19 protein-coding genes are annotated in these 15,896 nt (G+C 40.3%); 4 read left to right on the top strand and 15 right to left on the bottom strand.

The window, feature by feature from the left end; genetic code table 11:
- Window positions 1-15: 15 nt before the first annotated feature.
- Complete coding sequence (locus tag PDL71_RS06875; RefSeq protein WP_407527194.1) at window positions 16-585, top strand: RDD family protein; 570 nt, start codon at window positions 16-18, stop codon at window positions 583-585.
- Here PDL71_RS06875 and PDL71_RS06870 read toward each other — a convergent pair whose 3' ends face one another.
- A complete protein-coding gene (locus PDL71_RS06870) occupies window positions 586-1,380 on the bottom strand; it encodes a hypothetical protein (protein WP_407527192.1) in 795 nt (264 codons plus the stop codon).
- A gap of 10 nt (window positions 1,381-1,390) precedes the next feature.
- The gene (locus PDL71_RS06865) at window positions 1,391-2,299 is read right to left on the bottom strand and encodes a 1-acyl-sn-glycerol-3-phosphate acyltransferase (RefSeq protein WP_407527189.1); all 909 of its coding nucleotides are present in this window, start codon (window positions 2,297-2,299) and stop codon (window positions 1,391-1,393) included.
- A 330-nt stretch (window positions 2,300-2,629) separates the two neighbouring features.
- Here PDL71_RS06865 and PDL71_RS06860 point away from each other — a divergent pair, with 330 nt between their 5' ends.
- The 3 genes from PDL71_RS06860 to PDL71_RS06850 are packed head-to-tail and all read left to right on the top strand — an operon-like array spanning window position 2,630 to window position 5,137.
- Window positions 2,630-3,811 carry a hypothetical protein gene (locus PDL71_RS06860; RefSeq protein ID WP_407527186.1) on the top strand — a complete coding sequence of 394 codons (1,182 nt, stop codon included), beginning with the start codon at window positions 2,630-2,632 and terminating at the stop codon, window positions 3,809-3,811.
- 30 nt (window positions 3,812-3,841) lie between these two features.
- Window positions 3,842-4,339, top strand: coding sequence for a hypothetical protein (locus PDL71_RS06855; RefSeq protein WP_407527184.1), 498 nt, complete (start codon window positions 3,842-3,844; stop codon window positions 4,337-4,339).
- A gap of 33 nt (window positions 4,340-4,372) precedes the next feature.
- Window positions 4,373-5,137, top strand: a complete 765-nt coding sequence (locus tag PDL71_RS06850; RefSeq protein ID WP_407527181.1) for a hypothetical protein — start codon at window positions 4,373-4,375, stop codon at window positions 5,135-5,137.
- A 3-nt stretch (window positions 5,138-5,140) separates the two neighbouring features.
- Here PDL71_RS06850 and PDL71_RS06845 read toward each other — a convergent pair whose 3' ends face one another.
- The 13 genes from PDL71_RS06845 to rplE form a co-directional block, all read right to left on the bottom strand.
- Window positions 5,141-6,427 (bottom strand): aminotransferase class V-fold PLP-dependent enzyme, encoded by a 1,287-nt coding sequence (locus tag PDL71_RS06845; RefSeq protein WP_407527178.1) that lies wholly within the window; start codon window positions 6,425-6,427, stop codon window positions 5,141-5,143.
- Between the two features lie 342 nt (window positions 6,428-6,769).
- Window positions 6,770-8,011: an NAD(P)/FAD-dependent oxidoreductase gene (locus PDL71_RS06840; protein WP_407527175.1), complete on the bottom strand. Its 1,242-nt coding sequence runs from the start codon at window positions 8,009-8,011 to the stop codon at window positions 6,770-6,772.
- A 95-nt stretch (window positions 8,012-8,106) separates the two neighbouring features.
- Window positions 8,107-9,639 (bottom strand): M20/M25/M40 family metallo-hydrolase, encoded by a 1,533-nt coding sequence (locus PDL71_RS06835; protein ID WP_407527173.1) that lies wholly within the window; start codon window positions 9,637-9,639, stop codon window positions 8,107-8,109.
- A 32-nt stretch (window positions 9,640-9,671) separates the two neighbouring features.
- Entirely contained in the window at window positions 9,672-10,478 is an 807-nt protein-coding gene (gene map / locus PDL71_RS06830) for a type I methionyl aminopeptidase (protein ID WP_407527170.1), read from the bottom strand.
- A gap of 54 nt (window positions 10,479-10,532) precedes the next feature.
- Entirely contained in the window at window positions 10,533-11,876 is a 1,344-nt protein-coding gene (secY, locus tag PDL71_RS06825) for a preprotein translocase subunit SecY (RefSeq protein ID WP_407527167.1), read from the bottom strand.
- Between the two features lie 80 nt (window positions 11,877-11,956).
- Entirely contained in the window at window positions 11,957-12,406 is a 450-nt protein-coding gene (gene rplO, locus PDL71_RS06820) for a 50S ribosomal protein L15 (RefSeq protein ID WP_407527165.1), read from the bottom strand.
- 126 nt (window positions 12,407-12,532) lie between these two features.
- A complete protein-coding gene (gene rpmD, locus PDL71_RS06815; RefSeq protein ID WP_407527163.1) occupies window positions 12,533-12,715 on the bottom strand; it encodes a 50S ribosomal protein L30 in 183 nt (60 codons plus the stop codon).
- A gap of 56 nt (window positions 12,716-12,771) precedes the next feature.
- The gene (gene rpsE / locus PDL71_RS06810) at window positions 12,772-13,290 is read right to left on the bottom strand and encodes a 30S ribosomal protein S5 (RefSeq protein ID WP_407527160.1); all 519 of its coding nucleotides are present in this window, start codon (window positions 13,288-13,290) and stop codon (window positions 12,772-12,774) included.
- A gap of 32 nt (window positions 13,291-13,322) precedes the next feature.
- Window positions 13,323-13,682, bottom strand: a complete 360-nt coding sequence (rplR, locus tag PDL71_RS06805; protein ID WP_407527157.1) for a 50S ribosomal protein L18 — start codon at window positions 13,680-13,682, stop codon at window positions 13,323-13,325.
- Window positions 13,683-13,763: 81 nt separating this feature from the next.
- Window positions 13,764-14,318 (bottom strand): 50S ribosomal protein L6, encoded by a 555-nt coding sequence (gene rplF / locus PDL71_RS06800; protein ID WP_407527154.1) that lies wholly within the window; start codon window positions 14,316-14,318, stop codon window positions 13,764-13,766.
- 148 nt (window positions 14,319-14,466) lie between these two features.
- Entirely contained in the window at window positions 14,467-14,865 is a 399-nt protein-coding gene (gene rpsH, locus PDL71_RS06795) for a 30S ribosomal protein S8 (protein WP_407527151.1), read from the bottom strand.
- Between the two features lie 89 nt (window positions 14,866-14,954).
- Window positions 14,955-15,224, bottom strand: coding sequence for a 30S ribosomal protein S14 (rpsN, locus tag PDL71_RS06790; RefSeq protein WP_407527148.1), 270 nt, complete (start codon window positions 15,222-15,224; stop codon window positions 14,955-14,957).
- A gap of 75 nt (window positions 15,225-15,299) precedes the next feature.
- Window positions 15,300-15,869: a 50S ribosomal protein L5 gene (gene rplE / locus PDL71_RS06785; RefSeq protein ID WP_407527145.1), complete on the bottom strand. Its 570-nt coding sequence runs from the start codon at window positions 15,867-15,869 to the stop codon at window positions 15,300-15,302.
- Between the last annotated feature and the right edge of the window lie 27 nt (window positions 15,870-15,896).

Raw genomic sequence — 15,896 nt, 5'->3', positions numbered from 1 at the left:
CGAAAACAACCTTTTATGGAAAACCCTCAAGAAAGCCTGCTTAACGATTTTGAACAACCCTCCTACACCTTTGTTGGTTTCTGGCCCCGCTTTGGAGCTTTATTCCTGGATGGAATTTTGTTAACCGTTTTCAATCTCGTGACTGACTGGATGATGCCGGAAAAAAACAACCTGGCATTGATTGTTTTATTTGGATCAGTTCCTCTGTTTTATCACCTTATTCTTGAGTACCGGTACGGAGCCACCGTTGGAAAAATGGCCTTGGGTATACGCATTGTAAGTTATGAACTCATGCCGCCCACTTTTCAGCATATTTTTCTGAGAAACCTCATTTATCTCGCCATACAGGCAGGAGGCATTGCCATCGAAATTCAAACGATGTATGGAAACAGTGAATCACAGTTAGATATGATGAGTAACCCGATGGATCTGTTTTCAACACCGGCTGTAGTAATGGCATTGGTACTGGCAGCTTCTGTTTTTGTAATCTACCTGATCGAAATGATTTTTCTGCTTACAGATGAAAAATACAGATCGTTGCATGACCGCATCGGAAAAACCTATGTTGTGAAGAAACGCTTCTGATCAGATAATTCCTTCCAGAGGTGTTCGGCGGGTCCAACGTATAAAACCTACCACTGCAAAAATTAAACTTAAAACAGATGCAGTGAGTGCCGCAGCACTTACGGTAATATCCGTTGATAACTGTCCTTTGTAGATACCAAAGAAGGCCCATGCTGTAACCAGCCCGAAAGACAATTCACCTTGTTTGTAAGTAAACCATACCGTAAGCAAAAAAGCAACCGCAATCATAATACAACTCCAGATCCATTCATTGATTCCAAATCCGCTCCATTGAATATTTATCAGCAATGCTGCAACATTGGCAATGGTGGCAACAGAAATCCATGCCAGGTAAATAACAAACGGCACATACAAAACAAGGAAGTAAACACCCGTGATAACACTACGATGCTTTTGCATTTTTGTATAAACAGCCATCAAGGAGCGCAACAACCAAAGCATGATGATGAGTGATAAAACGGTTTGCAGGTAATGCCATGAAAAAATCCAGGCGGCATTCAACACACAGGTGATTAAAAAAAGTATCCCAATGGAACGCACATGCTGTAATGCCGGTTCATCATCATCAAACTTCCATAACACAATGCCGCTGAGAACAACATAGCCCAGCAGAAAAAGATAAATCACTCCCCAGATACTGAAGGTAAATCCTGCCGGCACAAAAAGATTGGAGTAAAGAGCACTCACTTCACCTGTACTCAACCCATTTATGGGCAACGCATTGGCCATAGCATTAATAACAATGGTTGCAGCAAACAAAACAAACTGTAAAAGTGCCAGAACTTTTTTGTTCATAAAATTAAGTTTACTTCCAAAGAGTATAACAGCGTGCCAATAAAGGTAGCAGTAAAACAGTAACCAAGGCGGCCCATCCGGCAACTGTGCAAAAAACAAGAACAGCTGCCAGTAACAAGTATAACGGGTACGTTAAAGCAAGACCTGTAAACAAAATGCTATCATAATGGATGGAGCCCTGGAATTTTTGCGCCAGCATTTTAACGGGAATAAACAAAGGAAAGTGCGTAAGTATTCCCAGCAGGGCGGGCAGTGAAAGAAAAGCCGATTGCTTTTTTGAAGCTGCATGTTGAATTTGGGAAAGCTGCTGTAACTGCCGTTCCGTTTCTTTATTGATATTCTGCATCATTAGCGCCTCTTCATTAGAGGCACCTGCAATATCTTTTCCAAATGCCTTTCCAAAATGGATATCCACTTCCTTAGGAAATACCGTGAAGGAGTTGAAACGGATCCACACAGGAAGCAACTGTACTTCCACTCCATCTTTCCAACCTTGTATCAACAAACGGGGTGCTCCTTTTTTAAGAGGCGTTTGTAAGGTAGTTTGATGATTGCAGAAACCCTCTACAAAGATTAATACATGTTCACCCCGTTGAATGATCTGGCGGCACAGTTCAAATGTCACATCATTCTTACCGAGATTTTCTTTACCATCACGGATGCGGTAAATGGGAATCATGTTTACAGAACGCATCACCATGGCCGCCCATTTATTTTTGAACACATCGCTGCGTGTGAGGAAATGAACCCGCTTTTTCATTTGGGCACCAATCAATATCGCATCTAAAAAAGAATTAGGGTGATGACAACCGAGCACCAGTGGCGTTTCCGTTGCAGTAACTGTTTTGTTGAAAATACTGAACCGCTTACACGTAAGCCAGATGGTAAAATGTGTGAGAACTTTTACAAGTAAATACATAATTAGTATGAGCACGAAAATTAATACAATCCGTACAAAAGGCACAAACAATATTAAAATTTCGGTAAGGCTTTAACTCAATGCTTAATTTGTCCTATAAGGTGTCTGACGTTTTCAACGTCCTGACACCACAACCGGTTTAAAATTCGGAGACCGTTATCAGGACGCCGCTGAGGCGTCAGATACCTTACCATTAAGCAAAGACTGTATCTGTTGTTTTAAAACAATTATTGAATGTTTATAGTTTCGACAATAAAACATTTTCACACTTATTAATGCAGTTGGAGGGTGAGGTGCAAAATCGTAACTTTCTTTTCCAAATCATTGCACATGAAACTGCTTCTTACATCTTATCTCTTACTTCTTACATCAGTACTTTTCAGCCAAACCAAATTCCTCATACCCTATCCCTCGCAGTTCGGCAACAAACCGCTGGACGGAAGATTGCTATTACTCATCAGTACCAATAACAAAGCTGAACCACGCTTTCAAATAAGTGATGGTCCACAAACCCAACAGGTATTTGGAATCAATGTAGATAACTGGAAACCCGGCGAAGTAAAAACCATTGATGCCAAAGCATTCGGTTACCCGGTGGAAAATATGAAGCAGTTGAAGAACGGAACTTACTATGTGCAAGTACTACTGCATAAATATGAAACCTTTAAACGTAAAGATGGACACACGGTAAAATTGCCCATGGACAGAGGCGAAGGACAACACTGGAACCTTGCACCCGGCAATTTGTATAACAAGCCTGTTCAACTCCGTTTCAATAACGCAGGCATTGATGCACACACCATTAAACTTGATTCTGAAATTCCGCCTATTAAAGAACCCGAAGACACGAAGTATATCAAACATATTAAAATACAAAGCAAGCTACTAACGGAGTTCTGGGGACGACCCATGTACATCGGCGCACATGTGTTGTTGCCGGAAGGTTGGGACACACATCCCAATGTAAAATATCCATTAGCCATTATGCATGGACATTTCCCTGATGATTTTGGCGGTTTCAGAACCACACCTCCTGATCCTGATTTGAAGCCTGATTACATTGCCCGCTTCAACTTAACAGGCTATAACAAAATTGTACAGCAGGAAGAATATGATTTTTACAAACTATGGACAGGGCCGAATTTTCCAAGAGTGCTTGCCATAGAAATTCAACACCCCACTCCTTATTATGACGACAGCTATGCCGTAAACAGTGCCAATAATGGTCCGTATGGTGATGCCATTACGTATGAACTCATTCCTGAAATTGAAAAACGTTTCCGTGGTATCGGTGCCGGATGGGCGAGATTTATGTATGGTGGTAGTACCGGTGGCTGGGAAGTATTGGCTGCCCAACTATTTTATCCTGATGAATACAATGGTTGTTACAGTGCCTGTCCTGATCCTATTGACTTTCGTGCTTACATGGTCGTAGATATTTATAAAGATAAAAATGCGTACTACCAGGAAGGACCTTTCCGTAAAACATTAAGACCCGGACACAGAAATTAATTGGGTCATGTTGATGCGATGTTGCGGGACATGAATCTTCGTGAACTGGCATTGGGCACCAACAGCAGAAGTGGTGATCAGTTTGATGTGTGGGAATCGGTGTTTTCTCCCTGCGGTGCTGATGGTTATCCGCAGCCGATCTGGAATAAGTACACAGGTGAGATTGATTCAACTGTTGCAAGATATTGGAAAGAGAATTTTGATTTGAGTTATATCCTGCAGCGTGATTGGAATAAACTGGGCAACAAACTCCAAGGAAAAATAAGAGTGTATTGCGGTGATATGGACAACTACTATTTGAACAATGCGGTGTATTTGTTTGAAGAGCGTTTAAAGCAGTTAACCAATCCCACTCCTGATGCCTTTGTTGACTACGGTGATAGAGCTGAACATTGCTGGAATGGCGATCATACTCAGCCGAATTATATCAGTCGTTTACGTTATCACCGCATGTTCATTAGTAAATGGGCAGAAGAAGTGAAGACCAGAAGTCCGCAGGGAGTTGATTTGGAGAGTTGGAGGTATTAATTAATTTAACTAATAAAATACTTGAATCTTATTATGAGACGAGAAGCTTTTGAAAATCTACCATACGTATCTAAGGAAGAGGCTCTTAACTTGAAAAAATATTTATTGAAATTCGTTGATGAAAGGGACAATTTTATCCAAGTCCTCAATAGTACTGAGACATATTTCAGTATCGCTGATTATAAATTAGATTATCTTTTTAATATTAGACATGTCAATTTTGACAAATCAACAAAAAAAACAATCTACACAATCGACTACAAACCGCATAACCAATACAACAATGATTATACGAGTTATGTCATTGAACTTGAGCCATTAAAACAGCAACTTCAAAAATGGTATACACTCATATTAAATATCGAAAAAGTAACATATGAATTTTTTAATCCTTTTGACTACTATTATGAGAATGAATTTAAAAATTACTTTACAAATGAAGATGAAGACTCAGCTTATAACCCTTTCGACTTAAAACAACAAGAAGTAATATATTACTTCATTAATTACATTGAATACAAAGTAATTAATTCGGAAGAAATTCCTGATGAGCAAAAAGATGAACTAATTAAAGAAACAAAACTACTTAAAGAGAATTTACCAAAAACCTCGAAGAGTAAACTAACAAAAGGATTAAGCAAATTAGCAGAAAATATTAAAAAAACCAGTAATAAATTATTTCATGATGTTTTTGATATCACTAAAAAAGAAGGGATTAAATTCCTACTCAAAAAAGGAACTGAACAAATTCCTGCCGAAATAAAAACAACAGAATTTTGGATTAATCTATTTAACTAGAATTCACCCAAGCATCTCCCTCACCGCCTTCACCAAACGATCCATATCCTTTGTAGATGTGTACACATGCGGTGTAACCCTTGTGCCATGAATGTTTTCCCAATCAATCGCCACCGTATGAATTTTATATTTGGAATGAAGTGTGGAAGCAAACTCAGCAGGTTTCATTCCTTCAATGGCAATATTGGCCAAAGCACAGTACATGTGTTTGGTCTTAGGTTGTAAAAATGAAACACGTTTTAAATCACTCACACGGCTTGTCCAGTAATCCGTTAAATAACGCAACCGTTCTTCTTTGCGTTTACTACCCATCACATTGTGAAAATCAACTGCATTACCAATCGCCATCTCACTGGCAAAAGAGCGTGTACCGAGTGTTTCAAACTTACGGATATCTTCCCCATCAGGTTTATCATTGCTGAGCAAAGCCCAGATGTTTTTGATCTTTTCTTTTTTGATCCACAGCAGCCCGCTGCCAAAGGGAGCACACAGCCATTTATGTAATGAAGTAGCAAAATAATCACAACCCAAATCCGGAATTTTAAAATCAGTGTGTGCAAAAGAATGAGCGCCATCACCAATCACTTCAATACCACGTTTGTGTGCTTCATCAGCGATTTTTCTGATAGGCAAAAACTGTCCCGTCCAGTTGATGAGATGGGTTACATGTACAATTTTTGTTTTGGAAGTAAACGCATTCACATATTGCTGAACAATGACCTCTTCATTTTCTTCCGGTAAATTCAGATTGAGCCACACGAGTTTGATGCCATCACGTTTCTCCCGTTGCTTCCATGCATTGATCATGTTGGGATAATCCTGTTTGGTCAACACTACTTCATCACCTGCTTTTAAATTCAAACCAAAGATGACGGTGTTTAATCCTTCTGTTGCATTGCGGTTAATGGCCAATTCTTCTGCATTACAACCGGCAAGCTCGGCTAACTTTCCACGAAGTCCTTCCCTTCCTTCGTCCAGTGTACGCCACATATAATAACTCGGCGCTTCATTGCTGAACTGATAAAAACGGATATGTGCATCCTGCACCACTTTTGGTTGCGGACTCACGCCACCATTGTTGAGATTTAATAAATTGGGCGAAACAGTGAATTGCTCTTTGATCCATCCCCAGAAATCTTCATCCTGCATGGCATCCACATCATTCAACGATTGAAACTGTTGAAAACGATGTTCTGCTTCATGAGCAAATGCTTTATTGGTTAATGGAAAGAAAGTGAAAGCACCTGTTGCGGCAGTGAGTTGTGTTAAAAATTTTCTGCGGGAGCTCATGGTAGTTGGGTTTGACTAAAGATAAGAAGATGGAGGCACAGGTAAAAAAAAGATAGAATCACAGATTTAACTAATTGAACAGATTAGAACAGATAAAATTAGCAGAGGCAAGCCGTCTGACGCCTTCGTCTGACGGCGGAGAAATAAGTCTTTAAATTATCAGGAAAGTTACACTCATCGGAGACCTTCATGTCGAGGCACGAGACATCCCGTAAGTTTGAAACTGATTGAGTTTTATTTTGCTAACAATATAGTTGCAGCTTTATTATACAGAGATGCTTCGTTCCTCAGCATGACGGTGCGGAGTGATTTATAAAAAGTAAGAGCACTACAATCGCTACGTCAGACGAGGGCTTCAGACGTAGCAATCGCCTTTGCTGCCACAAACCCACTCGTCCATGCATGTTGAAAATTGAAACCACCTGTAATACCATCCACATCCAAAATCTCTCCTGCAAAGAATAATCCTTTTTGCAGTTTGCTTTGCATAGTATTAGGATCAATTTCTTTTAATGATATACCGCCTGCCGTAACAAACTCTTCTTTAAAGGTTGTTTTTCCTGCAACCTTCAGTTCCTGGTTGATTAAAAGCTGAATAAGTTTGTTTTGTGCTTTTGCAGGCAAATCGGCCCAGCGCATGTCTTCATTAATATCAGATGTACTTAGTAAGTAGTGCCACAAACGATTGGGCAGTTGAAACAAATTGGTATTGCTGATTTTCTTAGAAGCACTCTCCGCTCTTGTACTTTGTATTTTATTTCTTACTTCTTCTTCCTTGCTGTCACCCAACCAATTAACAGAAATCGTAAACTGATAATTCAACTGCTGCAACTCCTTAGCACCCCATGCAGAAAGTTTCAGCACACAAGGTCCGCTCAATCCCCAGTGAGTAATTAATAATGGTCCGCTGTTCTTTAATTTGGTTTGTTGAATTTTTACTGTTGCATTGGCAATACTCACCCCCATTAACTCATTCAACGGGTGTTTGGGAATATTGAAAGTGAACAATGAAGGAACAGGTTCGATGATTGTATGGCCTGTTTCCTTCAACCAGTCAAATTGATTTAACTTAGGAAAACCACCGCTGGCCACACAAACAAAATCAGCAACCAACTCCTGATTGTTCTTCAACACCACTTTCCACTTTCCATTTTCCGTTTTCAATTTCTCTACTTCCCTGTTCATCAGTATCTCCACACCATATTGATTCGCTTCACGCAATAAACAATCGATGATGGTTTGTGAGGAATCAGTTACAGGAAACATTCTTCCGTCACCTTCCGCTTTCAGTTTCACACCTCTGCTTTCAAACCATTCTATGGTATCCGTTGTAAAAAATTGATGAAAGGCCTTGCGTACAAAATATTCACCACGAGGATAATGAAGGCTCATATCCTTCAGATCAAAACAGGAATGTGTTACATTACATCTGCCACCACCACTCACTTTTACTTTGGAAAGAAGTTTGTTTGACTTTTCTAACAAAATCACTTTTAACTGCCGGTTCATTCTTGCTGCATTCGCTGCACAAAAAAAACCGGCGGCACCGCCACCTATTACAATCAAAGTTTTTGAATTATTCATTCCGATGCTGAACTACTCTTCTTTTCAAAAAATAACAAGAACCTCCTTTACTCCTTCCCTCCTTTATCCCTGTCTGCTGACAGGCAGGTCTTAGTCTACTTCATCATCATCAATGCCGCAAAGGTTTCAATACCATTTCTGAAATTGAGCAAACGGATGTTTTCATTTTCTGCATGTTGATTGTTATCATGATTGGCAATAGGAACCGAAATGGTTTTTGCATTCAAATACTTTTCAAATACGTACAATGGCAAACTGCCTCCGGCAGTTGGTATAAGTACCACCTGCTCATTCGTGGTTGATTGTACAGCTGCAATTACTTTTTGTGCGATGGGTAAGTCCATTTGTGTTTTTTGCGCATTGTAACCGCTGCTCAATGTTACTTTGGCAATCTTTGCATACCTGCTTCTTTCTTCATCCGTTGGTTCACGGTCGATCACATAATAACCCTGTGCTTTAATATGCTCAATTACTTTTTGCTGTTGCTTTTGATAATCATTACCCGCCACCAAACGCAGATCCAGTACTGCCGTAGCAGAAATGGTAATGACATTGCTTGCATTCTTACCTACACCGCCGCTTTGAAAACCATTGATATTGAGAGATGGCAGATTGATCGCTTCCGCCAAACTCATTCCCTTCATCTCCTGTTCAGGAAAACCCAGCTCCTTTTTCATTTGTACATCCACAGGAGGTACAAGCGTCAATGCTTTTTTCTCGGCTTCTGTTAAAGGGATCACATCATCATAAAAACCTTTGATCGTCACCTTTCCATTTTCATCTTTCATAGATGCCAATAGTTTGGCCAGCATCATGGGTGGACTTGGCGCCCAGTTTCCATAATGACCGCTGTGCAATGGACGTTTGCTCCCGTACACTGTAATATCAACATGTGCATCACCACGAACACCAAATACCACCTGCTTTAATCCACTCTGGTGTACAGGACCATCACAAATAATCCATAAATCACTTTTGAGCAATGACGAATAATTTTGCAAAATCTCATGTAAAAAATCACTTCCTCTTTCTTCCTCGCCTTCAAAAAAGAACTTGATGTTCACGTTTGGCTTCAGTCCTGATTTTACCAATGCGTCATAGGCGTTAATAATGGCCATGACACCTGCTTTATCATCACTGGCGCTTCTTGCATAGATCCTGTTTTGAAGATCATATGGTGTTGTTGTTGGAAAGTTGATGATGCTACCACCCTTTTCCAATGATTCACTGGTGAGCACCGGCGTAAATGGTGATAACCCTTTTGCCCATTGAGCAGGAATCACAGGCTGCCCGTCATAATGTGCGTAGAAGATGATGGTTTGTGTGGCACCCGGTGTTATTACTTCACCATAAACAGCAGGAACAGCTTTGGTAGAAGTAGGAAAGAGCAATTGCACATTTTGAATACCACGTTTGCTCATGGCACTCATAATGAACTCTGCATTCTTCCGGATATTGGGCGAATCACCGGCAATATTGGGAATAGAAAGAAAGGAAACAAACTCATTGATGATGGCATGCTGGTTATCTTCAAAATGCTTACGCACTTTTAATAACTGCGGCGTTTGTGCCCATAAAAAATGAGTGAAGCATAGTGCCACACTCATGAATATTATTTTTTTGTTCATACAGCTTATTGAAGCTGTAATTTACTAAACCATCAGTAATAAGAAGCATCCAAATTTGGATTGGCTTTTTCCGCAGCCTCAATAGCAGCGAACGATGAAAGTATATCTGCTTTGCCACGTTTTACGCAAACTGTATGCTCATAATGGGCACTGGGCTTTCCGTCCTGCGTTAAAATGGTCCAGCCATCTTCTGCATGATACACTTCTTTTACACCCATGTTCACCATGGGTTCAATAGCAATGATGGTTCCTTCTTTCAACTTGGCACCGTTACCACGTTTTCCATAATTGGGCACCTGCGGATCTTCGTGCAGCTTTCTGCCAATACCATGACCTACGAGTTCACGCACCACACCATAACCATGCTGCTTCTCTGTATAATCCTGGATGGCAAATGAAACATCACCCACCCTGTTCCCGTGTACAGCTTTTTCAATGCCTTTGTACAATGATTCTTTTGTGATGCGGAGCAATTGCTTTACATCATCACCTGCAGAGCCAATGATAAACGTATAAGCACTGTCGCCATGATAGCCATTCATAAATGCACCCACATCAACTGAAACCACATCGCCTTCTTTCAAAACACTATTCGTAGGAAATCCATGTACCACTGCATCATTCACTGATATACAACTGGCATAAGGATAACTGTTCTGATAATTTTTAAAAGAGGGAATGGCTCCATGTTCCAGGATAAACTGCTCTATTCTTGCATCTACCTGCATCGTGGTAATACCCGGCTTCAGCATTTTGGCTGCTTCTGCAATGGCATCACCCACCAGCAAAGCACTTTTGCGGATGAGTTCTATTTCCAATGGTGAGCGTAAGTGAATCATAACTTATTAAAAAACCCTGACTGTTTTGCCAGGGTTTCGCTTTGTACTATTTTTTTAAATACTTGTTGTTGATGCAGTCTGGCGTCCCTGTATTCTTCCTCCTTTCATCAATCCATCATATTGACGCATCAGTAAGTGTGTTTCAATTTGCTGTAAGGTATCCAAAATTACACCTACCATGATTAACAGTGATGTACCACCAAAGAAGGTGGAGAAACCACTTGTTACATTTAAATTCTTTGCAATACCCGGTAAAATACCAACGAAAGCAAGGAAAATAGCACCTGGTAAAGTAATCTTATCCATTACACTACCGATATAATCAGCAGTCGGTTGGCCGGGTTTTACACCGGGAATAAATCCGTTGTTTTGTTTCAGGTTATCCGCAATCTGTTTCGGATTGAAGATTAACGCTGTGTACAGGAAGGTGAACCCAATTACAAGAATTGAGTAAATCACCATGTACCAGATATTACCATGATCGCTGAGTGTGGCCGCAATACCTTTTGTGGCATTAAAACCAACCAGCAAGGTAGGAAGGAACATGATGGCCTGTGCAAAAATGATAGGCATTACACCTGCACTGTTTACTTTAATGGGTAAGAACTGGCGGGCACCACCAAACTGACGGTTGCCTACAATCTGCTTGGCATAATTGATGGCAATCTTTCTTACGCCCTGAACCAGTACAATCAATCCCATGATGATAGCAATTAGTACAGCTATCTCAATCATAAAAATTAAGAGACCACCACCGCCACGGTTCATCTTGGAATCAAATTCTGCAGCAACAGATGCAGGGAAACGTGCAAGGATACCAATCATGATGATGAGGGATGTACCGTTGCCTAAACCTTTATCAGTAATACGCTCACCTAACCACATTACAAACAAAGTACCTGCAGTTAAGATGATGGTAGTTAAGGCCCAGAAAGTAGTGGCTGATAAAGCCTGGCTGATAGCACCACCTGCTACGTTAGGATCACGCAGGTACGTTACATACGCACTTGCCTGGAACAATGTAACAATAACGGTGAGATACCTTGTCCATTGGTTGATTTTCTTACGACCGCTTTCACCTTCTTTCTGCAATTTTTGCAATTGAGGAACAAGGATGGTCATCAGCTGCATAAAGATAGATGCAGAGATATAGGGCATGATACCTAATGCAAAAATAGATGCACTTGAAAAGGCACCACCCGCAAATGAATCAAAAATACCAAGCAATCCGCCTTTGGCTTTCTCACCTAACTGGGTTAAACCGTTAGGATCAACACCCGGCAGTACAATATGAGAACCGATACGATATACCAGTAACAATAAAAGAGTGTAAACGATTTTATCCTTTAACTCCTCGATGCTCCAGATATTCTTAAGGGTTTGAATTAGTTTTTTCACTGGAAAATTTCTTTTTTAATTTTTACCCGAAACAAAAAAACGACCCTGCTTTGGCATGGGTCGGGCAAATATCGTGAAAATTACTTTACAGTTTCAACGCTTCCGCCGGCACTTTCAATAGCTGTTTTTGCTTTAGCGCTTACAGCGTTTACTTTGAAGGTGAGTTTGGTTTTGATTTCACCGTTACCTAATACTTTTACTTTATCAGTGCGGCTGATCAATCCGTTGGTATAAAGATTTTCAAGAGAGAATTCGCTGAAGCCATATTTTTCAGCAATCGTTTCAATCTGACCCAGGTTGAATACTTTGTATTCTACACGATCCGGGTTTTTAAAACCACGCTTGGGAACACGACGCTGAATAGGCATCTGTCCACCTTCATGCGCCATTTTGCTTTTGTAACCGGCACGGCTTTGTCCGCCTTTGTTACCTTTTGTAGAAGTACCACCCTTACCGGATGCTTCACCACGACCTAAACGTTTTTCTTTTTTTACAGAACCTTTTGCAGGTTTTAAAGTGTGCAGTTTCATCTTTTATCTGATTTTGAACTTACGGGGAATCACCCCTCGCATTTATAATTTGAAAATTTGTGAATTTGAAGATTTGAAAATGAAAGAACCAAAATTTTCAAATTGGCTCATTTTCAAATTTTCAAATTATGCAACTTCTTCTACTTTCAACAGGTGGTTCACCTTGTTGATCATGCCCAGCACCTGTGGTGTAGCTTCTACTTCTTTAGAAGAATTGGTTTTATTTAAACCCAACGCTTTCAGCGTGAGCTTTTGACGCTCAGGTCTGTCGATCGGGCTTTTTACCAAAGTGATTTTTACTTTTTTCATATTCTAGTCTTTTTTTGACTGTCGACTGTCGACTGACGACTGACGACTGTATTCAATTATCCGTTAAATACTTTTTTCAAACCGAGGTTTCTTGTTCTTGAAACATTCAGTGGCTCACGCAACATTGCTAAAGCTTTGAAGGTTGCACGCACCACGTTATGAGGATTAGCAGAACCCAATGACTTTGCTAATACGTCAGTAACACCGGCACTTTCCAGTACTGCACGCATACTTCCTCCTGCAATTACACCCGTACCATGTGCAGCTGGTTTGATCAATACTTTAGAAGCACCTTCTTTTGCTAATTGATCATGAGGGATCGTACCCTTCATAACAGGAACTTTGATGAGATTCTTCTTCGCATCTTCAATTCCTTTAGCAATAGCCTGTTGAACTTCTTTGGCTTTACCTAAACCATGACCAACCACCCCATTTTCATTTCCTACTACCACTACTGCAGAGAAACTGAAGGCACGACCACCTTTGGTTGTTTTCACCACACGGTTAATGGCAACTACCTTTTCTTTCAGTTCCAGGTCACCGGCTTTTACTTTGTTTGTAATTACTTTCGACATTTATAAAAAATTAAATGTTTACGATTTAAAAATTAGAATTTCAATCCGGCTTCACGAGCACCATCAGCCACAGCTTTCACACGGCCATGGTACAGATTACCACCACGATCAAATACCACAGCTTCCAGGCCAAGAGCACTTGCTTTCTGTGCAATTGTTGCACCTACAAGCTTGCTTTTTTCAATCTTGGTACCTTTTTGTGCTTTAATGTCCTTGTCAGCAGATGATGCAGATGCTAATGTTGCGCCGTTTACATCATCAATCAACTGTACATAGATATCAGCATTGCTGCGATACACACTCAAACGTGGTCTGGCGGGTGTACCTGCAACTTTTTTGCGGATGCTGTGACGGATTTTTTGTCTCCGTACTAATTTACTTCCTGTTTTCATCTTTCTTTATTTAACTCTCCCGATACTGCCGGAAGAAATTTGAAAATTTATTCCCTAACTCCCCTTTAGGGGATGGGGGCTTTACTTACCTGCTGCTTTACCTGCCTTACGACGGATAAATTCACCACTGTACTTCACGCCCTTTCCTTTGTATGGCTCAGGCTTACGTAAGCTGCGGAGTTTGGCTGCAACAGCACCCAGCAATTGCTTATCAATTCCTTCTAAAGTGATGGTAGGGTTCTGACCTTTTTCCTGGGCAGTAGCTACTTTCAGTTCTTTCGGAACCTCAACAATGATGTTGTGTGAGTAACCTAAAGCAAGGTCAAGAATATTACCCTGGTTAGCGGCTTTATAACCTACACCCACCAGTTCCAGTTTCTTGGTGAAACCTTCTGTAACACCTTTTACCATGTTACTAACTAAAGCACGGTACAAACCATGCAAAGCACGGTGACGACCCTGATCTGTAGGACGGCTGAACGTTACTTCACCATCTTTTACTTCTACAGTGATATCACGGTCAATGGCTTCTTTCAATTCACCTTTAGGACCTTTTACTGTAATTACATTGTCTTTACCAACTGTTACAGTTACACCCTGGGGAACTGTTACCGGCTTTTTACCTATACGAGACATACAATTTGAAAATTTGAATATTAGTTAATTTGAAAATGAACCTCAGCGTTTTCAGTTGCCGTATAGAGAACTTAAATTATCGACTGAGTTTTTATAGCTGCCAATTTGAAACCATTTTCAAATTTTCAAATTGGCCAATTATCAAATTTTAATATACGTAGCAAAGAACTTCACCACCTACATTATTGGCTTTTGCCTGCTTATCAGTCATTACACCTTTTGATGTACTTACGATGGCAATACCCAAACCATTCTTTACACGGCGAAACTCATCGGGCTTGGCGTATTGACGCAAACCGGGACGGCTGATTCTTTCCATTGATTGAATAGCCGGAACACGTGTTTGAGGATCGTATTTCAAAGCGATTTTAATAACGCCTTGTGTGTTGTTATCTTCAAACTTATATTTTAAGATATAACCTTGCTCATACAGAATTTCTGTAATACGCTTTTTTAAATTGCTTGCAGGAATTTCTACAATGCGGTGCCCTGCCATTTGAGCGTTACGTACACGTGTGAGGAAATCTGCAATAGGATCTGTTACCATTTTTTAATTCGTTAGTTGAATGATGTTAAAATTGTTTGCTTCGTGTGCATCATATTCAAAACCTGCACACATTCATCTCAAAAAGAGGATTACCAACTGGCTTTCTTAACGCCTGGGATCTGTCCGTTAAGTGCCATATCACGGAAAATAACACGTGATATACCAAAGTAACGCATGTAACCCTTAGGACGGCCGGTTAACTGGCAACGGTTCTTTAAACGTACAGGCGATGCATTCTTTGGAAGTTTATCCAGAGCAGCATAATCACCTGCAGCTTTTAAAGCAGCACGCTTCTCAGCATACTGAGCTGCCATTCTTTCTCTTTTCTTTTGACGGGCTTTTACTGATGTTTTAGCCATTTTGTTTTATTTAAGTTCCAAATTTCAAATCACAAGTCCCGGTTGGTTCCTGCTTTTTGATGCTTGTTATTTTAATTAATCCTTTTTAGCGTTTTTGAAAGGCATTCCCATTTCCTTCAGTAACTCATACGCTTCTTCGTTAGTAGAAGCAGTCGTTACAAACGTAATGTCAAGACCGGTGATCTTGTTTACCTTGTCAATATCAATTTCAGGGAAAATGATCTGCTCTGTAACTCCCATCGTATAGTTACCACGGCCGTCAAAACTTTTATCATTTACACCTTTAAAGTCACGCACACGGGGTAATGCACTGGAGATTAAACGATCCAGGAATTCATACATGTTGGTACCACGTAATGTAACACGTGCACCAATCGGCATTCCTTTACGCAACTTAAAGTTAGAGATATCTTTCTTGGAAGAAGTAGCTACCGCTTTTTGTCCGGTAATCATAGTTAATTCTTCCAAAGCAATATCCACCAGCTTCTTATCATTTACTGCACCGTTTACACCACGGTTCAAACAGATTTTTTCAAGCTTAGGCACCTGCATGATGCTCTTATAACCAAAGCGCTTCATCAAAGCAGGAACAACTTCAGCTTTGTATTTGCTGGCTAAACGGGGAGTATATTTTGTTGTGCTCATTGTATATCTTATTTACACTTGTTCTTA

The organism is Lacibacter sp. MH-610, from assembly GCF_045780045.1.
Lineage (GTDB): Bacteria > Bacteroidota > Bacteroidia > Chitinophagales > Chitinophagaceae > Lacibacter.
This window is presented reverse-complemented; position numbering and strand designations above follow the sequence as displayed.